Here is a 21698-nt window from a genome sequence, read left to right as displayed (position 1 = left end):
TGTGAGCGGGATCACTCCCCGTCGACCGGGAGGGCGAAGGCCACGAACGAGTCGCCGGCCTTCGTGCCGAGCTTGCCGGCCCCTCCGGCGGCGATGACCAGGTACTGGCGGCCGTCGACCATGTAGGTCGACGGGGTCGCATAGCCGCCGGCCGGCAGGGGGTGCTCCCAGAGCAGCTCGCCGGTCGCCTTGTCGAAGGCGTGGATCCGTTCGTCCTTCGTGCCGGCGATGAACACCAGGCCGCCGGCGGTCACGATTGAGCCTCCGAAGGTTTCGGTGCCGGTCCGGGGGATGCCCCGGGCGGTCAGCTCGGGGTGTTCCCCGAGGGGCACCCGCCAGGCGAACGCTCCCGAGTTCAGGTCGATCGCGTTCAGGACGCCCCACGGGGGCTCGATCGCCGGGTAGCCCTCGAGGTCCCGGAACTGGACGTAGCCGAGGTGGCCGAACGGCCCGTAGCGACGCGATTGGTCCCCCGACTCCTCGACCAGGGTGATGATGTTCGGGACGTTGTTCGAGTTGACGTAGAGCAGCCCCGTCTCCGGGTCGAACGAGGCCCCGGACCAGTTCGCCCCGCCGTGGTAGCCCGGAATCACGACCGTTCCCTGGAGGCTGGGGGGAAGGAAGGCGGGACCGCTGCGGAGCTGCCGCAGTTGCCGGAGGACCGACTCGCGGTTGGCCTCGCCGATGGTGGTGATGTTCGACTCGTCGAGGTGCTGCGCGGAGATCGGCGGCGGCTTGACCGGGATCGGCTGCGTCGGGAAGGCCCGCTCGCCGGGGACGTCGGAGGCGGGGACCGGGCGCTCCTCGATCTCGAACAGCGGTGTTCCCGTCTCTCGGTCGAACAGATAAACGAATCCGGTCTTGGTGACCTGGGCCACGGCATCGACCGGCCGGCCGTCCCGAGTCACGGTCACGAGGTTCGGGTACACCGGCAGGTCGTGGTCCCAGAGGTCATGGTGAAGGGTCTGGAAGTGCCAGATCCGTTCGCCGGTCCGGGCGTCGAGGGCGATGGTGCAATTGGCGAAGAGGTTCGCGCCGAGGCGGTCGCCGCCGTAGAAGTCGAACGCCGCCGAGCCGAGCCCGGCGAAGACCATCCCGCGATCGGTGTCGACGCTGAACCCTCCCCAGGCGTTCGCGGCCCCTCGGTCCTTCCATGAGTCCCCTTCCCAGGTTTCGATCCCGAACTCTCCCGGCTCGGGGACGGTGTGGAATCGCCAGCGCTCCGCTCCCGAGCGGACGTCGAACGCCCGGATGTCTCCGGGGGCGGCGATTCCCGGTCCCTCCCCGCAGGAGACGCCGACGATGATCGTGTCCTCCCAGATCGCCGGCGCGGAGGTCGGGCCGTAGCTGAGCCGGGCGAACCTCGGCTCCAGGCCCTCGCGGAGGTTGACGATCCCGCCGTTCCCGAACGCCGGGTCGAGCGCTCCGGTCCTCGCGTCGATCGAGAACAGGCGGCCGTCCGACGTGCCGTGGATGATCCGCCGCTGGCCGTCGGGATCCCCGTCGCTCCAGTAGGCGCAGCCCCGGTTGACGCCGCCCGAGGCGGGAGCATGCTCCCAGGGATGCTCGTTCAGGGGATCGACCTCCCAGAGCGCCTCGCCGGACGCCGCGTCGAGGGCGACGACCCGGAGGTATCCCGTGGTGACATACATCACGCCGTCAATGATGATCGGTGTGCATTCGATCGTCTTTCCGACCCGGCCCTCGAGCTCCCCGGTGCGGTAGGTCCAGGCGGGCTCGAGCAGCTGGACGTTGCTCCGGTTGATCTGGTCCAGCTCCGAGTAGCGCATGCAGCCGGGGTCGTTTCCGACGGCGGGCCAGTCGACGGTCCTCGATGGCTGGCCGCCAGCGATCCCGGAGCAGGCCAGGAGGACGACGAGGGCGATCGGGTCAGGTCGCATGGTTCGGTTCCGGATGTCACTCAGGAGAAGAGGCCCCCAGTCTACCTGCCGGGGCCCCGGGGAGGGAGGTTCCGATCCCACCGAGGGGAGAACCGGGGCCGGGGGCGGGGGTGTGTTGACGATCGCCCCGCGGCGGGCTATTCAGGGTCGGTTCAGGCCGCTCGACGAGCCGTCCTCCTCGACGAACGACGCGGCTTCCGGGGCGTTGGGTCGCGCCCTGGTTTCTTCCAGAAGCGGAGTCGTCCTCTGATGCTTTCTCTCCTCGACCGAGCTACCGGGAGGGCCGCGATCGCCGCGGTTCTCGTCCTCGGGATGTCGACCACCCGGGAGGCGGTGGCCCAGGAGTCGCCGTCCGGGATCGCCGCGTCGAAGGCCGACCTACTGGCGATGACGAGTCAGTGGACCGGCGACCGATCCCCCGACGGCAGGCCGATGGTCCCCGACAACCTCCTCCGGCGGATGGAGAAGGTTTCGATCGAGGAGGCCTGGGACGTCCTCCGCCGGCACGGTTACGAGCACCAGTTTGAGGGAGGCTGGCAGACGATCCACCCGGACCGGCCGGTGGTCGGCCGGGCGCTGACGGCCGCCTACCTGCCGGCTCGCCCCGATCTCGTCGAGCAGGTCAACCGAACCGGGCAGGCCGAGGGCCGGATCGGCCCGTCGAATTCCTGGCCGATCGACCAGTTGCAGCCGGGGGACGTCTACATTGCCGACGGCTGCGGCAAGGTGGCCGATGGGACGCTCATCGGCGACAACCTCGGCAACGCCATCTACGCGCGCTCCGGCAACGGCGTCGTGTTCAACGCCGGCGCCCGGGACCTGGACGGGCTGAGCCAGATCGAGGGGTTCAACGCCTTCGTGCGCGGCTGGGATCCGTCGTTCTTGAAGGGGATGGTCCTGACCTCGATCAACCGGCCGATCCGGATCGGCGCGGTGACGGTCCTGCCCGGCGATGTGGTCCTGGCCAAGCGGGAGGGGGTGATAATCATCCCCCCCCACCTGGCGGAGGAGGTCGTGGTCACGTCCGAGGTCATCGCGCTGAAGGACGAGTTCGGCCACATCCGGCTCCGAGACGGCGTTTACACCCCCGGGCAGATCGATATCCCCTGGACGGAAGAGATCAAGGCCGACTTCTACAAGTGGCTCGACCAGAGGCCGGAGAAGCCTCCGATCCCTCGAGCGGTGATCGAGCCCCTGCTCTGACGCGGCCTCGCCCGCCGAGGGCCTCGGGGCCCTCGGCGTCCTCGGCGCCCTGCTGGGGGCTCGGGCCCGGTCACGCGCCGGCGAGGATCTCGCGGAGCCGGTCGCCGACGATCGCGTCGTCGCCGGGCTCCATCATCCAGACGCCGATGACCACGTCGCGACGGCCGGAGCCGGGGCTGGGCTCGATGCTGGGGTCGCCGTTGCGGAGCTTCTCGACCGCCTCGCTGGGCCGGATCCCCCGCTTCTCGGAGTCCCACCGGATGCGGAGGTGGGGGACGGCGTTGGCAATCTCGGGGACGTAGATCTCGGTCTGGACGTCGTCGAATTCCGAGAGGGCCTCGATGATCCGATGGCAGCGCCCCTCCCACTCCTTCCAGATCGCGTCATGGTCGAGCTGGAGGTAGCGTTCCAGGGCGACGAGCATGCCGACGATCTCCTCCTTGTTCACCTTGTTGGTGCGGCAGAGGGAGTCTGAATTGGGGCTGTTGTTGAGCTTGGCGGCCTCGATCAGGTCCTTGCGGCCGAGCAGCAGCCCCGAGGACTGCGGCCCCCGGAGCCCCTTGCCCCCGGAGAAGCCGACGAGGTCGAACCCCATCTTCGTGTACTTCCAGAGGTTGTCGACCGGGGGAACGTCGGCGGCGGCGTCGAGCAGCGTGGGGATGCCGTGGCTCTTGCCGATCTCGATGAACTCCTCGCGGTGGATCTGACCTCTCGGGTCGGCCGCGTTGAAGAAGAACATCATGGCGGTCCGGTCGCTGATCGCTCGCTCCAGCTCCTCTCGGGTTTCGACCTCGATCATGCGGACGCCGGCGTTGCGGATGGCGTGGTCGTAGCCGACGCGGTGGGTCCGCTGGACGAGGACCTCGTCCTTCATGCCCTGGGTGTCCGGGAGGCGTCGGATTCGCTCCGGGTCGTCGCCGGCGACGCAGGCCGCGGTGGCCAGCGACAGGGCCGAGGCGCAGCCGGCGGTCACCAGGGCGGCCTCGCAGCCGAGCAGCTCGGCGATCCGGGCCCCGACGGCGTTGTGCAGGTCCTCCAGGCGGACATACTTGCGCGCGGCGACCTGGATCGCCGAAACCACTTCCGGCGGCATCAGCGAGCCGGTCAGCGCCGTGAACGTGCCGGCCGCGTTGATGAACGAGCGGACGCCCAGCTCGCCGATCACGTCTCGGCCGGCGGCGGGCGTCCGGGCGTCTTCCCGGGGCGCCGCCCGGCCTTCGGAAGCCAGCAGGTGGAGGCCGGGCAGGCCGGCGAGCGAGGCGAAGAACGTCCGTCGCCGGGTGCGGAAGGGTTGGATCATCGTCGGTCTCCGAATGGTCCTCGGGTCGATCGTCATGCGCACGGGGGTTGGCTACGGCCTCTGGTCCGGTTCGTCTTCTTCCGAGGGCCCGGCCGGGGGCCCCGGGTCCCGAGGGGGCTGGAGCCGGCGATTGCGGCGGCCCAGGGTTCCGTCCCAGCGCGGGTCGCCGGTGTCCCGATAACCGGGGGGCAGCGTGGTCCAGTCCGGCCGGGTCAGCCCGTTCAGCTCGTAGACGACCTTGCCGTCTCTGAGGGTCATCTCGCAGGTCAGCTTCCGGTCGCCGTTGAGGCGGGCGTTGTACGAGTCGAGGAAGCCGAAGTTCCCCTCCTCCAGCCTCAGGACGGCCACATCGGCCGGAGCGCCGACGGAGAGATTCCCGAGCCGCTCCCTCCCGATCGCCCGGGCGGAATTCCAGGTCGATCGGAGGATCACCTCGTCGAGCGGCATGCCGAGGGCGAGGAATTTGCTCATAACGTTGAGCATGTCCTTCATCCCCTCGTTGATGCTGGCGGAATGCAGGTCGGTCGAGATCGTGTCGGGGGGGAAGCCCTCGCTGATGATCGGCACGGCCACCCCCCAGACGAAGCTTCCCCCGCCGTGGCCGACGTCGAAGAGGATCCCCCGGCATCGGCCCTCGAACAGCGCCGGGTTGGCGTGCCCGTCCGGGGTCAGTTCGCCCCGGAGGCCGGAGTAGACGTGGGTGTAGATGTCTCCGGGCCGGAGCTTCTCGGTCAGCAGGGCCTCGAGGGACTTCTCGGGATAGACCCGGCCGAAGTCGACCATCACGGGGAGGCCGGCCAGCGTCCCGGCCTCGACGGCCCGCTCGACCGCGGTGAATTCCCGGCCCATGTAGTGGGCGGTCTTGATCCCGACGATAAGGTCGGGGTGGCGCCGGGCCATCTCGGCGGCGGGCTCGGGCTGCATGTCGTCCAGGTCGCCTTCATAGCGGCGTCCCCGCATGCCGTGGCCGACGATGTTCAAAAAGGCGAGAACCCGGGTGCGGGAGCGGTCGATGACGAGCCGGCGGAACTCCTCGAAGTTCCGCCAGCCGGCGCAGCCGGCGTCCACCACGGTCGTGACGCCGCTTCGGATCGAGACGACGTCCGGATGGACACTGCTGTCCCCGGTGAACGAGCCGGGCTCCCCCGTCCCGGTGAAGACGTGGACGTGCAGGTCGATCAGGCCGGGGGTCACGTAGAGGCCGGAGACGTCGACGCTCTTCAGGGCCGCCTTCGGGTCGATCTCCGGAGCGACGGCCGCGATGACGCCGTCCCGGATCGCCACGTCGCGGACCGCGTCGATCGCGTTCGCCGGGTCGATCACGTGTCCGCCGCGGAGCACCAGGTCGAATGGCTCCTGGGCGGGAGCCGTCCCCGCGATCAAGAGGAGCAGCAAGGCGAGCAGCGGTCTCATGGAGCCCTCGGTGCGACAAGAGTCTTGGTGGTCCATCCCGGCCCCCGCTATGCTGCGTCATGGGACCCCCCGGGTCAATCGACTGGGAGATCGTCGGGGGACGGGGGAGGGCCCGAGGCGTCGTCGTCCGGCCCGTGACGGTGATCCCCCGGCCCCGGGGGGAACGATGGCTCGAGGCCGGTCGGGCTGCTAGACTCGCCCTCCGAGTCGTCGGATGATCCCTCCAGCCTCGTCGAAGGAGAGGAAGCGGCATGGAACGATCCGGAATCATCGTGCTCCCCGTCATCGCGATCGCGATCGCCCTCGGATCGGGCGATCCGGCCGCGGCCCAGCCCCCCGAGAAGCGGTTCCTCACTCGGGACGGAGCACGCCCGACGGGCCTCTTCGCCCCCGGGATCATGGTGGGCAAGACCGTCTATGTCGCGGGCAAGGGAGACTACCGCCCCAACGAGGACTTCCCGGAGAAGGTCGCCAACTGCCTCAACGAGGTCCGGGGGACCTTGCAACAGGCCGGCCTCGATCTGGGGGACGTCGTCAAGTCGTTCGTCTATCTCGAAGATCCCGAGATGTATGACGAATTCAACACGGAATATGCAAAATTCTTCCCGGAAGACCCCCCGGCTCGGACCACGCTTGGCGTCGCGCAGGTCCCGGGAGAGTCCCGGCTGGAGATCACCTGCATCGCCTACAGCGACCCCTCGGAACGACGTCGCATCGGCGATCCCCCCGGCGGGTTCCCGTTCAGCCCGGGGATCCTGGCCGGCGACACCCTCTACATCTCGGGCAAGGGGGACCAGCTCCCCGGCGGCGGCCACCCCGAAGGGTTCGAGGAACAGGTCCGCCAGGCGATGCGGAACGTCGAGGCGACGCTCCGCCAGGCGGGCCTGGGCTTCGAGCACGTGGTCATGAGCCACGTGTTCCTGGATGATCCCGCCAACGTCGCGGCGGCCAGCGCGGTCTACGGCGAGTTCTTCGACGACGGGAATGAGCCCGCCTGCGCCACCGTGGCGGTCGACTGGATCCCCGGCGGGTCCCACGTCGAGATCACCTGCATCGCCACCACCGACCTCGACGGTCGAGCGGTGGTCCGGGTCGTCGAGGCGGAGGAGGGGCTGGACGGGGCGGTGGTCGCCAGCCCCGCCGTCTGGGCCGGCGACACGCTCTATCTCTCCGGCCTCTCCGGGATCGGGCCCGATCCCGGGGAGGACCTCGGGGACCAGGTGCACCGGATGGCCCGCCGCCACTCCTCGATCCTCCGGGAGGCGGGCCTGGGGCTCGAGAACATCGTCTCGGGCTGCGTCTACCTCCAGGACATGGAGGATTATCAACCGATGAACGCGATCTATCGCGAGTACTTCTCCCGGGGACCGGGGGTCCGAACCTGCCTGATGCCGAACTCCGGCTCGGGGGAGATCGGCGGTCGGGTGGTGGCGTCGTTCATCGCGGCTCGGACGCGATAGGCCATCGGACGGCGACGGCCCGGCGACGGCGGTCGTCGCCTCGGTCGTCGCCGTTGTTGTTGCGGTTGCCGACCAACCCCTACGGCCCAGGTCGATCCCGAGAACCGGCGGTCGACCTGGGCCGTTGGGCGATTCGGGCGATGAAGCCGGAGAAGAGGTCGTCGAGCCCTCACCGGCGGGCGGACCCGACCCAACGGGGCCCGGCGGCGGTGGGGGGCGGGCGATCATCGCCGGTCGAGGATGAGGTCAGGGGCGAGGGCGATCACTCGGCTCGCTTCGCTTCCCAGGGACGCTTGACCGTCTCTCCCTGGCGATCGAACGAGATTTCCCCCTTGATCGTCTCGTCGTCCACCTTGCCCTGATACGAGATCACGAACCGGTTGCCGTTGAATTCTCGAGTCACCTTGAAGGTGATCGTGTCTTCCGAGACCTTGCCGTCCTCGATCTCGGTTTCGCCGCCCTGGCGTCCGCTGATGGTGCCGGTCAGCTTCTCCCCGTCCTGCTTGAGCTTCAGGGTCTGCTCGATCGTGTTGTCGCCGCGCTGGACCGTCCAGGTCCAGGTCCCGGTCGCGTCCGCCGCGAGGGCCGAAGACCCCAGGGACAGGAACGCCAGCAACACCGCGACCATCATTCGCCGAGGAGTGTCCGTTCGTCGCTTCACCGCAGCCTCCCTTGGATCTGATGGGGGAACGCCGGGTCGCGGGCCGAGTTGCGGAAGAGGTGTCGTGACCCCGGATCGACACGACCCGAGCCGGGGACCCGGCCCGCGATCGGCGCGATCATCATCGCCGGCGCCGGTCGCCGTGGCAATCCTGCGATCAGGAATTGCAGGACCGCTGTTCTTCGCCGACGGCCAGGGGAGGGACAGGCCGGGGGGCGGAGGATCTCGGCGAGGGGGGCGTCGGCCGCCAGGTCGGATCGCCCGAGTCGCTCTTGTGATCGGATCGCCCCGGCCTGATGCCGGACCTGGGGAGGGTGGGAGCGGGGATCGCGTGCGCGTGCCGGACGCTCCGGATCGCGGCCGGGCCGAGCCGAGCCCCGCCGGCTGGGCCGTCGCGATCGGAATAAGGGACGGGCCTTGCGCGTTTTTGGTTCTTGCAATCGATGCGGTTCTTCCGTGTAATCGCTCTTGGGTCAAACAAATGTGTTTCGTCACCAAATCTTCGATGTCCTCGGAGGGATTGCCGGGGAGGGGATTCGGTGTCCGGCCCGAGCGTGCTCGGCGCCGGGGAGGGACACGTCGAGGCCCAACTCGGTCTGAATGGTCCGCTTCGGTCCGTTCACTCCCAAGGGCAAGGGGATCCGACCATGAATCAGGAGATCCGGACGCGATCGCGCCGGCTCGGCTTCACGCTCATCGAATTGCTGGTCGTCATCGCCATTATCGGTGTGCTCATCGCCCTGCTGCTCCCGGCGGTGCAGTCGGCCCGAGAGGCCGCCCGACGCGCTCAGTGCACCAACAATCTCAAGCAGCTCGCGCTGGCCTGCCACAACTACCATGACGTCGTGGGCAAATTCCCCACGGGCATGTATCTCCACCCGGTCTTCGGGCCGGCCACGGGCCTGGCCTGGAACAATTCCAGCTGGCTGGTGTTGCTGACTCCCCAGATGGAGCAGCAGTCCCTGTACAACGCCGTCAATTTCAGCATCATGTGGGGCACCAACCTCGGCGGCGGCTGGCGCTGGAACCCCCAGTACATGGGTCATCAGAACGCCACGGTTCGCGAGACGGTGATCAACTCGCTGATCTGCCCCAGCGACGACAGCGATCCCATCGACACCACCAACGCCGACGAGATCTGGGACAGCCCCGCCGCTGGCACCTCCTACGTCGGCAACATGGGCGACAACTGCCTGGCCTGCTCCGGCAGCCTGGGCGATCCGCGCAACGGCCAGTTGATCCTCTGCTCCGACACCGGGCGCTACTGCCGGCTGCCGCAGTTGGGCCACAATCGGCTCTCCAACGAGCAGCATGACAACGGCACCACCGCCGGCAGCGGCATCTTCTGGGCCTGGGGGTCCAACGTCGGCATCGACAGCATCCGAGACGGCACCTCGAACACGTTCCTCGCCGGCGAGCAGATCCGCCGGGTCACCCGGTGGAACTCCTGGTGCCACGCCAACCAGTCGGTCGGCTCGACGGCCGTCCCGTTGAACTTCAAGCGGGTCGCCTCCAACGGCACCTACCCGGACGTCGGCAACTGGACCAAGCAGATCACCTTCCGGAGCCTCCATCCCGGCGGCGCCAACTTCGCCATGGCCGACGGCTCGGTGAAGTTCATCAAGGAGACGATCAACTTCAACATCTACCAGGCCCTGAGCACCCGGAAGCAGGGCGAGATCATCTCCGCGGACGCCTACTGATCCGAACGTCACGGAACCGGCCCCGCCGCGACCCGGCGCCCTCCGGCCCGGGCCGCGGCGGGGCCCCCTCCTGGGAGACATCGGGTGGTGATTGATCGAATCGGAATCCGGCGATCGTTCTCGAAGCTCGGCCTTGCCGTCGCCCTGGCGGTCGTCGCCCCGGGCTGCGGCAGTTCCGGCCCGGAGATGGCCCGCGTCTCGGGCACGGTGACCTACCAGGGACAGCCGCTCGAATCGGGGTCGGTCTCCTTCATCTCCACCGACCCCGAGCGGGCGAACGCCGTGGGGACCATCGGCCCGGACGGCTCCTACGAGCTCCAGACCCGCGAGCCCAACGACGGCGCCGAGCTGGGGGAATACAAGATCGCCATCAGCGACATCGACCCCGAAGCCATGAACTCCGCGCTGCCGGGGGAGCCCGTCCCACTGACCTCGAAGCTTCCCCAGAAGTACCAGGACCCGTCCACCTCCGGCCTTACCCGGACCGTCGAGCGCGGGCGCAACACCTTCGACTTCGACCTCCAGTAACCCCCCCTCCCCCCCTCGACCGGCCGCCCCCTCTCCGGAGGCGGCCGGCCCCGCCCCCCGTCGGCCCGCCCGGATCTGAGCCCCGAGGTGCCTCGATGACCCCCAGCCCTCCCCTGGCCTCCCGACTGATCGCCCTTCTCTTTCTCTTGCTCCTTGGCGCCGAGACGCCGGGGGCCGCCGGCCAGGAGGTCGACCCGGTCTCGGCCGCGTTCGACCGAGAGATCCGCCCCATCCTGGAAGGGCGCTGCCTGAAGTGCCACGGTCGGGGGAAGTACAAGGGGGGCCTTTCGCTGGAGAACCGAGCGGCCCTGCTCCGGGGAGGCGAGGGCGGCCCGGCCGCCGAGCCAGGAGACGCCGCCGCCAGCCTGATCGTCGAGCGCATCACCGAGCCCGACCCGCTTCTCCGGATGCCCGCCAACGCCGACCCCCTGCCTCCCGACGAGGTCGAGACGCTGCGGGCCTGGATCGATCGCGGGATGCCCTGGCCTGACGCCGTCGACTTCGGGTTCCGACGAGCGCCGATCGCCCCCCGATCTCCCGAGATCCCTCCTCCCCCCGCCGGCCTCCCGCTCGACAACCCGATCGATCGCTTCATCGCCCGATTCCTGGCCGACCGAGGAGTCGCCATCGACTGGGAGCCCGTCTCCGACCGCGCCTTCTACCGGAGGGCCTCCCTCGACCTCGTCGGCCTTCTCCCCTCCCCCGAGGACCTCGACGCCTTCGACCGCGACCGCCTCCCCGACAAGCGCGATCGCCTCGTCGCCCGCCTGCTCGCCAACCGCCGCTCCTACGCCGACCACTGGCTCACCTTCTGGAACGACGCCCTCCGCAACGAGTACCGCGGCACCGGATTCATTGACGACGGCCGGTCCTCGATCACCCGATGGCTCTACCGGGCCCTCTTCGAGAACCTCCCCTACGACCGCTTCGCCCGGGAGCTCGTCAGCCCCGTCCCCGGCTCCGGCGCCGAGGGGTTCACCAAGGGGATCATCTGGCGAGGGGTCGTCAACGCCAGCCAGACCCCCCCGGTCCAGGCGGCGCAGAACGTCTCCCAGGTCTTCCTCGCCACGAACCTCAAGTGCGCCAGTTGCCACGATAGCTTCGTCAACCACTGGACCCTGGACGAGGCGTATGCCCTGGCCGCCGTCTTCTCGGAGGAGTCGCTGGAGATCCACCGCTGCGACCAGCCGGTCGGCCGGATCGCCGAGCCCGGCTTCATCTACCCCGAGCTGGGAGCGATCGACCCGGACGCCCCCCGGGTCGACCGCATGGCCCGCCTGGCCGAGCTGCTCACCTCCCCGGACAACGGCCGGTTCGCCCGCACCATCGTCAACCGCCTGTGGGCCCAGCTCATGGGCCGGGGGCTCGTCGAGCCGCTCGACGACCTCGACCGAGAGCCCTGGAGCCAGGACCTGCTCGACTGGCTGGCCGCCGACCTCGTCTCCCACGGTTACGATCTCAAGCATACTCTGGCGTTGATCGCCTCCTCGGGCGCCTACCAGCTCCCCGCCGACCACCTCGACTCCCCGCCGTCGCCGGGAGAGCCGTATTCCTTCCGAGGGCCTCTGGTCAAGCGGATGACCGCCGAGCAGTTCCTCGACGCGTTTTCGACCGTCACCGGCTCGTGGCCCGAGCCCTCCGGCGCCATGCTCAAGGTCGACGGCCGAGGCCAGGGGGGCCAGCTTCAGGCGGTTCGAGCCGCCATCGCCGAGGCCGAGGGGGCCGCCCCGGCCGAAGGCCCAAGGCCCGCTCGCGTCGAGGCGTCCTGGATCTGGAACCATGCCGATGCGTTGAAGGACCCCGGCGGGACGATCTTCCTCCGCAAGGTGATCCGGCTCGACCAGGTCCCCGATCGGGCCCTGATCGCCGGGACGTGCGACAACGAGCTGGTTCTCCTTGTCAACGGCACCCCCGTCGCCCGGGGGAGCGACTGGAGCCGGCCCGTCTCGGCCGACGTCACGGCGCTGCTCCGCCCGGGGGAGAACGTGATCGCCGCCGAGGCGACCAACTGGCCCGACCCGGCCCGAGGCCGAGGCGTCCGAACGGCGGCGGGGCCGAACCCCGCCGCCTTCATCGCCTGGGTCGGCGGCTTCGAGGGGGATGCCCCCTCCTGGGGCTTCGGCACCGACGAAACCTGGCTCTGGTCCTCCTCCGACGCCGAGGGCTGGGCCCTTCCCGGCTTCGATGACGCCGGCTGGCAGCACGCCGTCTCCCTCCCCCTGGCCGGACGCACGTATCCCGGCATCGACCTCTCCGCCGCCCTGCTCGAGGCGACCGGAGACGCCGGAGGGCCGATCCGGGCCGCCCTCGCCTTCAGCGACCCCCTGTCGTCCGCCCTCGGCCGCCCGAGCCGGGAGCAGGTCGTCACCCGGCGCGATCCGGTCGCCTCCACGATCCAGGCGCTGGAGCTGACCAACGGCGAGGTCCTCTCGGGCCGGCTCGCCGAGGGGGCCGCCTTCGTCCTCGACCGGCTCGGCGACGACCCGGACGCCATCATCTCCGACCTCTTCCTCCGCTGCTTCGGCCGTCCCCCCGCTCCCGAGGAGCGGGAGATCTCCCGAGGCCTGCTCGGCGATCCGGCCGCCCCCGAAGGGGTCGAGGACCTGCTCTGGGCGCTCCTGATGCTTCCGGAATTCCAGCTGATCCCCTGAGCCCTCCCGGGCCCGCCGCCGCCTCTTGCCCCCGCCCCCGCCCCCGCCCCCGCCAGGCCCGCCGAGCCGAGGACGAGCACGATGAACCGCCCCTCCCACCGCCGAGACTTCCTCCGAACCGCTTCCGCCGCCACCCTCTCCGCCCTGCTGGCCAACCGCCCCGAGCCGGTGCTCGGCCAGGAGGAGCTGGACACCGCCCGCCGAGCCGCGACGGCCGACGCCGTGATCGTCCTCTGGATGGGAGGCGGCATGGCCCACGCCGAGACCTTCGACCCCAAGCGGCACACCCCCTTCCGCCCCGGGATGAAGGCCGCCGAGGTCGAGAGCACCTTCCCCAGCGTGCCCACGGTCGTCGACGGCCTCTCCTTCTCCGCCGGCCTGGAGCGGATCGGCCGGGTGATGGACCGGGGGACCCTGATCCGGACCCACACCGCCGCCGACCTCGGCGCGATCCTGCATTCCCGTCACCAGTTCCACTGGCACACCGGCTACGAGCCGCCGGTGAGCGTGGCGGCCCCTCATCTCGGCGCCTGGATTGCCTACGCGCTGGGGCCGAGGAACCCGGCGGTGCCCGCTTATATTGATATCGGCCAGCGCTACGAGGGCAACGGCGAGGCCGAGGAGCTGAAGGCCTTCCAGACCGGCGGCGTCCTGGGCGCCGAGTTCGGCCCCTTCCGCGTCCCCGACCCGGCCGACGCCGTCTCGGTCGTCCGTCCCCCCGCCGGCATGACCCCGAGCCGGTTCCGGGCCCGTCGGGCCGCCTACGAGGCGCTGCTGGCCGCCAGCCCGATCGGCACGTTCGGATCGGATTATCAGAAGGAATCAATGCTCCGGTCGCTGGAGAACGCCGACCGCCTGCTCAACTCGGAGGCCGCCGGCGCCTTCGACCTCGCCACCGAGCCCGAGGCCAGCTCCAAGGAGTACAACACCGGCCGATTCGGCCTGGGCTGCCTGCTGGCCCGCCGCCTGGTCGAGGCGGGAGCCCGCTACGTGGAGGTCACCACCGAGTACATCCCGTTCCTCAACTGGGACACCCACGACAACGGCCACACCCGGGCGGCTGACATGAAGCGGCAGATCGACGCCCCGGTCGCCCGGCTCGTGCTCGACCTGGAGGAGCGAGGGCTGCTGGATCGGACGCTGGTTGTGCTGGCCAGCGAGTTCAGCCGGTCGGTGCTCGTCGAGGGGAAGGCCGACCGCCGCGTGCCCAACCAGGTCGAGCAGCCGGACGAGCTCCAGGAGCTGGCCCACTTCGGCCACCATCGGCACTTCACCGGGGCCGGCTCGGTCCTGCTGTTCGGCGGGGGAGTGCGGCGGGGCCACGTCCACGGCGAGACGTCGGACGAAAAGCCGTACACCTCGATCACTCCCCCGGTGACGGTGACGGATCTGCACGCGACGATCTATCACCTGCTCGGGATCTCCCCCCGCTTCGGGATCATCACCGAGGAGCGGCCCTTCTACGTCACCCGGGACGGCCTCGGCCGCCCTGTGGCCGACCTGATCGCCTGAGCCCTCGGCCCTCGGGGCGTTCGGGCGGTCGGGCTCTGGACTTCGGTGGCACGCCGCTCCCGCCGATTCGCAGGGATTGGGAAGGGGGCCGCGCCCGCCGGCCGAGGCGGGCGGGGAGCCCTCGGACCGACCGGGAGGGAGGAGAGGCCGATGTCCACCGTCGTCGAGGCCCCGGGGCCGGGGGCCGTCCTGGCCCGATGGGCCGGGAGGATCGCGAGTCTGCTGTCGCTGGGGCTGCTGTCGCTGTTCGTGGCCGCGGAGCCGCCTTGGCCGTGGCGGCTGTCGCCGCTGGAGGGGGCGCTGGTGCTGTGCTTCCCGGTCGCGACCGCGTTGGGAATGGTGCTGGCCTGGTGGCGGGAGGGGTGGGGGGGGCTGGTGACGGTGCTCGGGGTGTCGGAGTTCTCCCTGATCCACCTGGCCGGCACCGGGAGGTTGCCGGGGGGGCCGTGGTTCCTGATCTTTTCGAGCCCGGCGGTCGGGTTCCTGGCGTCCTGGGCGCTGAGGGGAGGGTTCAGGCGGTGGCCTCGGTGGGCTCGGGGTCGGAGAGAAACCGGCTGGAGCGAGTGAAGGGCTCGGGGGGGGCCAGGCCGTCGCGCTCGGCCTCCCAGGTCTCGACCCATCGGGACCAGGAGATCGGGTCGAGCCGCAGCAGCAGGCGGTCGAGCTCCAGCGGAGGCAGGGGAGGCACGGGGCGGGGGCCGGAGATCTGGGGGTAGCTCAGGCGGGCGTCGGTCGTCAGGTCGTAGGTCGCCTCGGTCTGGAGGCGGTCGCCGACCCAGGCGACCATCCCCTGGTCGTTGAAGCCGAAGGAGCGGACCTGGGGAGGCAGCAGGTGCTCCAGTTGCGGCCGGGAGAGGTCGGCGTCGGCCATCCGGTCGAGCCCGGCCAGGGCGGCCTGGAGGACCCGGCGGCGGTCGTCGGAGAGGCGGTCGATCCAGCTCGGCGCCCGGACGTCGGACAGGATCCAGCCGGAGGCGTGCTCAAAGGCCAGCCAGAGCGGCTCGTCCCCCAGCTCGGGGAAGCGGAGGGCGATCCGGATGCGGTTGGAGCTGGTTTCCACCCCGGCGACCTCGCCGGGCAGATCCCCCCAGGCCCGGGTGTGGGCCAGCAGGTTGAGCAGTTCCCGGCGGATGAAGTCGGCGACCGCCTCCTCGACGTGGTGGCGGCCCTCGCGCAAGCGCTCCAGGCGGGCGTCGGCCTCCAGGGGGCGGCGCCGGCGACGGCCGGCCCGCCGCATGCGATTGAAGAGCCGGGGAAGCGTGCCGGAGTGGAAGCCGGGCCGGAGCAGCCGGGGCATCGTCTCGCCGTGGCCGCCAATGAGCACCGTGGGCAGGTGCTCCGGCCGGTTGGCCCGGTACAGCCGCCAGTTCTCCTTCAGCTCCCAGACGAGGAAGCCAAAGACCCCCGGCAGCAGCAACTGGGTGAGGAACCAGATGGTCGTGGCCAGCTCCTTGTCGTCGAGCCACTCGGCCAGCGGAGGGATCATCAGGATGAGGATCGGCGCCATCACCTTGTGGGAGACGGTGACCACCGGGAAGTGCTTGATCGGGTTGAGCTGCGGCTCGACCAGCAGGTTGATGACGAACCGGACGGCATAGGTGATGTAGAACCAGAAGACGCCGAGGACCGCCTTGCCGACGGCCGAGCCGCGGCTCTCGCCGCCTCGGAAGCGGAGCCACTCGTCGACGGTGTAGAGCAGCCGGTCGACGTTCTCCAGCACGGTGGCGAAGAAGTCCACGATGAACCGGAACAGATCCCCAAAGATGTTCACCCGGATGACTCGCCAGGTGTGCACGAGATAATCCGAGGTGATCTCCTCCATGTCCCGGCCGATGCGGAGGTTGAGCACCAGGCCGACGAGGACGAAGGTCAGCAGGGCGAGCTGCCGGGCGTCGTCGGGGCGGACCCCCGCCAGGGCCAGGACGAGCCAGGCCAGCAGCGCCGGCCCGATCGGCTTGACGAGCATCCGCCAGAGCAGCACGAAGCCCCGGGTCGAGATCAGCATCCGGACGTAGTGCTGCCGGAGGATCCAGCGGGGGAAGTCGAAGACGAACCCCTTGGCCACGTCGTAGAAGGCCCGCAGCAGCCAGCCGACCTGGCGGCGGAAGCGGGGGGCGTGCAGCAGGCCCATCAGGACGAGGCCGGCGACGAGCGTGACCCAGACCCAGCTCTCCAGGTCGTGGGGGATCAGGTGCAGGCCCCCCTCGTGCTCGGCGGCCTCGGGGGGCGTGCCGGCCTGCTCGGCGGCCAGCCGCTCGCCGACCAGCCGTTCGGCCTCGGCCAGCGCGGCGGCGTCGGTCGCCGTGCCGGCGAGCATCGCCGAGGCGCTGCCAAGCCCCCCCCCCGAGGCCGAGGCCGCCGCCCCGGCCGCCCCGGCCGCCTCGACCAGGCCCGCCGCCCCGGCCGCCGCCGCCCGGGCCGCCCGGGCCGCCTCCTCGGGGTCGATCCCGTAGCCGAGCTGCTTGGTGACGACCGCGAACAGGTGGTCGACGAAGAACAGCACCACGAACGCCCCGCCGAAGGGCAGCACCACGAACTGCGTGAGGAACCGGCCGCCCGGGGTGCCGAAGGCCAGCGAGCTGAACCGCTGGAGCCACCGGAGGTAGACCTCCCCCCGGCGGTAGATGCCGTCCAGCGCCACCGAGATCCGGCGGTTGGCCATCAGCAGGCGGTCTCCCCGGAAGAACTCTCGGGGGCCGGAGAGGTCCGGCAGCTTGACCTGGTTGCGGGCCACGGCGTCCCGGAGGTCCCCCATGGTGAGGAACCCCTGGGAGACGACCTTGTCGAGCAGCTCCTCGACGATCTTGTCGAAGGAGACGCGCTCGGCCACGTTGCCGGCCTCCAGGCCGGTGTGGCGGAGGGCTTCGGCCAGGGGCTCCCGGCAACGGTCTCGGAGGGTGACCTCGGCCCGGTGCCGGGCGCCGGCGATCAGGCGGCCGAGCTGACGGCGGTCCGGCTCCGAGATCCGGGCCCGACGCAGGCGACGCTGGGCCGACCGCAGGTGCTTGACCGCCAGCAGCTCCCGCTGGTAGGGCAGCAGCCGCTTGATCGGCCGCTTGCCCAGCGTGAGGAACCACTCGACGAGGTCAACGGTGTAGATCGGCCGCTCGTAGTCGACGCAAAGGCGCTGGAGGTCGAACAGCAGGCGGGCCTCGACGGCGTAGATCCCCTCCGACGCCGGCGCCAGCAGGGCCGGCAGGGCTCGCCTCCAGTCGTCGGCCTCGGCCGGGTCGAGCCCCAGCGCCTCGACCAGCCGCTCCCCCAGCAGCCCCAGCGCCAGCCGGGCCCGGGGCCAGGGGTGCGAGGCCGAGGGGGGGCCGAGCGGGTCGAGGAACTTGGTCGATCGGGCCAGTTGGATCGCCGCCCGGACGACGTTGCCGCGGCGCATGGACCGCTCCGAGCGCCGGACCAGCCGCTCGGCGAGCTGCCGGGCCGGCTGGGGGGAGGGGAGCGGGTAGGTGCCCACCGCCTCGTCGGGGGGAGGGGCGAAGTCGGCCGCTTCGATCAGGGCCCCCAGGGCCGAGGGCTCCGGGGCGCCGGGGGGGCGGGTCCGGGAGAAGAGGGCCGGGGCGTCGACGTCCTCGGCCAGCACCGCGTCGACCGCCTCGGGGTCCTCGATCGAGGGGAAGTAGCTGCCCAGCAGCCGGGGGGCGAAGTGCCGCACCTCCAGGTAGACGGCGGCGAACTCCCGGTAGTGCTCCCAGAGGTCTCGGGGGGGGAGCAGGTAGTCCTCGACCCGGAGGACCAGCCTCGCCTCGTCGAAGACCCCCTGGCCGATCCGGTCGACCCGGGCCCGGAGGTCGGCGTCGGTCAGCCGGCCGGCGGATCGCCGGCGCTCCAGGGCCTCGTCGACCCGGGCGTGGAAGAGCAGCCGCCAGTAGCGGAGCAGCGCCTGCCCCCTGGTCATCGAGGCGAGCCGCTCGGGGGTCGGCTCGGCCAGCAGGAAGACCGGGCCGCTGAGGGCGGCCTCGGCCTCGACGTCCAGCCGGAGCTCGTCGCGCTCGACGATCGTTGTGGCGGTGGCCGCGTCGAGGACATACGACTTGCGGTGCGGCACCTGGATGCCGAGGGTCGCCATCTTCCGGTCGTGCTTGATGACCCTCCTCAGGACGCGCGCCGGCACGAGGACCGCGTTCGGGTCGGCCGCCCGCATCGCGTCCCGCAGCTCCTCCAGCGACATCGCCCCGCTCTGGCCACCGCGACCGCCCGACTGGCTGACCATCGTCCACCTACTCCCGTCCTCGGCGACGTTCGACGACGCGAGGGTTGTATGCTATCCCGCCCGACCTCCCCTGACCAGTCGACGCACTCCCCGGGCCCGACGGGGCTCCGCCCCCCCTCCCCCACCCTCCAAGCCCTCCCCCCAGGCCGACTTGAATCACTCCCTCCGGCCCCTGGATCCTTCCGGCAGGGCGGGGACCGGCCTCGGCTCCTCCCCGCTCGGGAGCCCAGGGCAGGCCGATCGGTGCGCTTCCGGTGCGCTCCTGGTGCGCTCTCGGTGCGCTTCCGGTGCGCGTAGGCGATTTTCCCGATCTCATGGAATGGTTAGGTTTTGCGTCGGATGGCTTGGCTTCGTTCGGTCGAACGTTCCGCATTGGCTGGCCTCGCTGTTGAGGGTTCCGACCGGGACGAACGAGCACGGTGTTTGGTCACAACAGAGCAGAGAGCAAGGAGTTCTGCCTCGGGGAACGTCACGGTCGCTCGACCGGGACGGGCAAGGCCGACCACCAGGGGAAGGCCAGGGAACGCGACCCTCCCTTCGCTCCGAGAGCGGGCCGCCGGACTCGGGGCCGGCCCGCCGTGGTCGGTGGGGGAGTCGCTCGGATGGCCGAGACGGCCGAGGAGCGGGCGCCGCCTGCCGGAACGCCGCGATCATCGGGGCGGTGCGCTGCGGTGCGCTGTGGCGGGATCGGCCGATCTCGTGAAGTGGTCGTCGGTTGTGTCGATCGTTCTGGGTCGGAATGGGTTCGTTCCGTTGCCGAGGACGCCGCGGTCTGGATTCTCCCCGCCGGGGCTCCCCGAGGATTCGGGCCGGCCAGACTCGCCGGCTCCGTTCGCTCCGGTGCGCTCCTGATTGTCAAAGAGGGGGAATCGAGTTCGAGAGCGATCGGTCGGCGTTCGAGGCGGCCGAGACGGACGGAGAACGGCCCGGGAGCGCGTTCTCCCCTTTTCTTGGAATCATCGGGGAAGGACGCGCTCCTGGTCAGGAAAACCGGAGAGGTCGGAGGGGGGCCGGCGCAGGATCGGATCAGGAGGACGGGCCGGGGGTGGTGATCATCCAGCCGATCCCGAAGCGGTCGGTTACCATGCCGAAGCAGGGGGACCAGAACGTCCGGGTCAGCGGCATCTGGACGGTGCCGCCGTCGGCGAGGGCGTCGAAGGCGAGTCGGGCGTCGGCCTCGGTGGGCAGGGTGAGGGAGAGGCGGAAGCCGTCGAACCGGGAGGAGGCGTCGCAGCCGTCGGAGGCCATCAACCGCTGGCCCCACACGCGAATCGAAGCGTGCATGATCTTCGACTCGAAGCCGGGGGCGAGCAGGCCGGGAGGGTGAGGGTCGGGGCTCTCGTCGTGGCGCATGACCAGCTCGACCTCGGCGCCGAGGGCCGAGCGGTAGAACTCCAGGGCTTCGGCGCATCGGCCGCCGAAGAACAGGTAGGGGGTGAGGGCTGTCTCGGCCATGAGGACCTCCTTCCGGGGAGGAGGGTGGCGGGGAGGATCGGGCGAGCTCCCGTCGAGCCACCCCTCCTGAGAGATCGACGATCGGGAGGGGAGGGATTCGACATTGAGCTCGGGAACCGAACCGAGGGGGAAGATTCCCGGGAGAGGGCCTCAGGGCTCGAAGGCGGGCACGGGGGAGGGCTCGACGGTCGGCTCGTTCTGGGGGGAGAGCGCGGAGACTCGGCGAGACCAGGCCCAGAGCAGGAGCAGGCCGGCGACGATCAGGCCGAGGGCCAGGCCGATCCACATGCCGATCACCCCCCGGCCGAGGACGAAGCACAGGAGCACGCCGGTGGGCAGGCCGACGAGCCAGTGCGAGGCGAGGTTGGCGAGCATGGGGGTCCGGGTGTCTCCGGCTCCCCGGAGGATGCCGGTGGCGATCACCTGCACGCCGTCGAAGAGCTGGAAGACGGCGGCGGCGGCGAGCAGGATCACGCCGACGGCGAGCACTGCCGGCTGGTCGGTGAAGGCGGAGAGGATCGCCCGGGGGACCAGGACGAAGGCAACCGCCGCCAGGGCCATGAAGGCGGTGCCCAGGGCCAGGGCCGACCAGCCCGCCCGGCCGGCTCCGGCCGGGTCCTGCCGGCCCATCGCCTGGCCGACCCGGACGGCTCCGGCGGAGCTGATGCCGAGGGGGACCATGAACGTCAGGCTCGCGACGTTCAGGGCGATCTGGTGGGCGGCCAGGGAGGGGGCGTCGAGCCGTCCGATGAGCATGGTGGCGGTGGCGAAGGCCCCCATCTCCAGCAGGAGCTGACCGGCGGCGGGCAGGCCAAGGGCGATCAGGGAGCGGAAGCGCCGGAGCTCGGGGGCCCAGCCTCCCCGCCAGGCGGCCGGGCCGGCCCGGCGGTCGACTCGGACGATCTCGGCGAGCAGGACGAGGGCCATCCAGGATCGCGAGAGGACCGTCGCCCAGGCGGCTCCGGCGACACCGAGCCGGGGGAAGCCGAGGTTGCCGAAGATTAGCAGCCAGTTGACCGCCAGGTTCACGAGGTTGGCCGAGACCAGGGCGAAGACGATCGCGACCGTGCGGTCCTGGGCCTGGAGGTAGCGCCGGAAGGTGAAGTAGAGCAGCAGGGACGGAAGACTGAGCGTCACCAGGCGGACGTACGACTCGGCCCCGGGGAGGACGCTCGGCGCGACGCCGAGGGCCTCGAGCCGCCCGCCGACCGTCCAGGAGAGGGCCATCAGCGGAGGGCAGAGGGCGATCGCCAGGTAGACGCCGTGCCGGAGCCACCGACGGCAGTCGTCGGGACGGCCGGCGCCGAAGGCGTGGGAGATCAGGGTGTCCAGCCCCAGCAAGAGGCCGAGGCCGGCGATGGTGCTGGCGAAGAAGACGGCGTGGCCGAGGGCGACGGCTCCGATCGCCTCGGCGCTGAGCCGGCCGACGCACATCGTGTCGACGATGCCCATGGCCATCCAGCCCAGCTCGGCGAGCACGACCGGCCCGGCCAGGCGGGCCATCGGCGGCAACTCGGCCCGCAGGGCTCTGCCCGCCTCCCGAAACCTCGGGCCGGCGATCCTCCCCCGAAGCCCAGGCCGAGGCGTCGCTTGCGAATTCTCCCGAGGCATCGTCCTTTCCCCTGATTCGCCCGGGTTGCGGGCGCGCCGGAATCCCGCCCGATCTGATCCGATCCGATCTGATCCGAT

The 21698-nt window shown here is 70.7% G+C and carries 14 protein-coding genes; 7 read left to right on the top strand and 7 right to left on the bottom strand.

What is annotated here, in order from left to right:
• Positions 1–11: 11 nt before the first annotated feature.
• A complete protein-coding gene (locus TsocGM_RS08240; RefSeq protein ID WP_126724825.1) occupies positions 12–1901 on the bottom strand; it encodes a pyrroloquinoline quinone-dependent dehydrogenase in 1890 nt (629 codons plus the stop codon).
• Positions 1902–2150: 249 nt separating this feature from the next.
• On the opposite strand from TsocGM_RS08240, the gene TsocGM_RS08235 reads away from it, so the two are divergent.
• Entirely contained in the window at positions 2151–3104 is a 954-nt protein-coding gene (locus tag TsocGM_RS08235) for an RraA family protein (RefSeq protein ID WP_199756721.1), read from the top strand.
• 70 nt (positions 3105–3174) lie between these two features.
• Here the strand turns inward: TsocGM_RS08235 and TsocGM_RS08230 are convergent, their stop codons facing one another.
• The gene (locus TsocGM_RS08230; protein ID WP_158633432.1) at positions 3175–4404 is read right to left on the bottom strand and encodes an aminotransferase class V-fold PLP-dependent enzyme; all 1230 of its coding nucleotides are present in this window, start codon (positions 4402–4404) and stop codon (positions 3175–3177) included.
• Between the two features lie 51 nt (positions 4405–4455).
• Positions 4456–5817 carry an amidohydrolase/deacetylase family metallohydrolase gene (locus tag TsocGM_RS08225; protein WP_126724823.1) on the bottom strand — a complete coding sequence of 454 codons (1362 nt, stop codon included), beginning with the start codon at positions 5815–5817 and terminating at the stop codon, positions 4456–4458.
• A gap of 251 nt (positions 5818–6068) precedes the next feature.
• Here TsocGM_RS08225 and TsocGM_RS08220 point away from each other — a divergent pair, with 251 nt between their 5' ends.
• Positions 6069–7277, top strand: coding sequence for a RidA family protein (locus tag TsocGM_RS08220; RefSeq protein WP_126724822.1), 1209 nt, complete (start codon positions 6069–6071; stop codon positions 7275–7277).
• Between the two features lie 262 nt (positions 7278–7539).
• On the opposite strand, the gene TsocGM_RS08215 is transcribed toward TsocGM_RS08220, so the two are convergent.
• Positions 7540–7938, bottom strand: coding sequence for a hypothetical protein (locus TsocGM_RS08215; RefSeq protein ID WP_233578587.1), 399 nt, complete (start codon positions 7936–7938; stop codon positions 7540–7542).
• 647 nt (positions 7939–8585) lie between these two features.
• Here TsocGM_RS08215 and TsocGM_RS08210 point away from each other — a divergent pair.
• The 5 genes from TsocGM_RS08210 (at position 8586) to TsocGM_RS08190 (ending at position 14899) form a co-directional block, all read left to right on the top strand.
• Complete coding sequence (locus TsocGM_RS08210; RefSeq protein WP_126724821.1) at positions 8586–9641, top strand: DUF1559 domain-containing protein; 1056 nt, start codon at positions 8586–8588, stop codon at positions 9639–9641.
• An 87-nt stretch (positions 9642–9728) separates the two neighbouring features.
• Complete coding sequence (locus TsocGM_RS08205; protein WP_126724820.1) at positions 9729–10169, top strand: hypothetical protein; 441 nt, start codon at positions 9729–9731, stop codon at positions 10167–10169.
• A gap of 95 nt (positions 10170–10264) precedes the next feature.
• Positions 10265–12820: a DUF1549 domain-containing protein gene (locus TsocGM_RS08200; protein ID WP_126724819.1), complete on the top strand. Its 2556-nt coding sequence runs from the start codon at positions 10265–10267 to the stop codon at positions 12818–12820.
• 81 nt (positions 12821–12901) lie between these two features.
• Positions 12902–14332: a DUF1501 domain-containing protein gene (locus tag TsocGM_RS08195; RefSeq protein WP_126724818.1), complete on the top strand. Its 1431-nt coding sequence runs from the start codon at positions 12902–12904 to the stop codon at positions 14330–14332.
• A gap of 150 nt (positions 14333–14482) precedes the next feature.
• Positions 14483–14899: a hypothetical protein gene (locus TsocGM_RS08190; RefSeq protein WP_126724817.1), complete on the top strand. Its 417-nt coding sequence runs from the start codon at positions 14483–14485 to the stop codon at positions 14897–14899.
• Here the strand turns inward: TsocGM_RS08190 and TsocGM_RS25910 are convergent.
• The 3 genes from TsocGM_RS25910 to TsocGM_RS08175 form a co-directional block, all read right to left on the bottom strand.
• Positions 14844–18554 carry a hypothetical protein gene (locus TsocGM_RS25910; RefSeq protein WP_158633431.1) on the bottom strand — a complete coding sequence of 1237 codons (3711 nt, stop codon included), beginning with the start codon at positions 18552–18554 and terminating at the stop codon, positions 14844–14846. The two genes, TsocGM_RS08190 and TsocGM_RS25910, sit on opposite strands and share 56 nt — an antisense overlap.
• 1026 nt (positions 18555–19580) lie before the next feature.
• Positions 19581–20009, bottom strand: a complete 429-nt coding sequence (locus TsocGM_RS08180) for a VOC family protein (RefSeq protein ID WP_126724815.1) — start codon at positions 20007–20009, stop codon at positions 19581–19583.
• A 150-nt stretch (positions 20010–20159) separates the two neighbouring features.
• A complete protein-coding gene (locus TsocGM_RS08175) occupies positions 20160–21512 on the bottom strand; it encodes an MATE family efflux transporter (protein WP_199756720.1) in 1353 nt (450 codons plus the stop codon).
• Positions 21513–21698 lie beyond the last annotated feature (186 nt).

The sequence above is a fragment of the Tautonia sociabilis genome (genome assembly GCF_003977685.1).
Lineage (GTDB): Bacteria > Planctomycetota > Planctomycetia > Isosphaerales > Isosphaeraceae > Tautonia > Tautonia sociabilis.
This window is presented reverse-complemented; position numbering and strand designations above follow the sequence as displayed.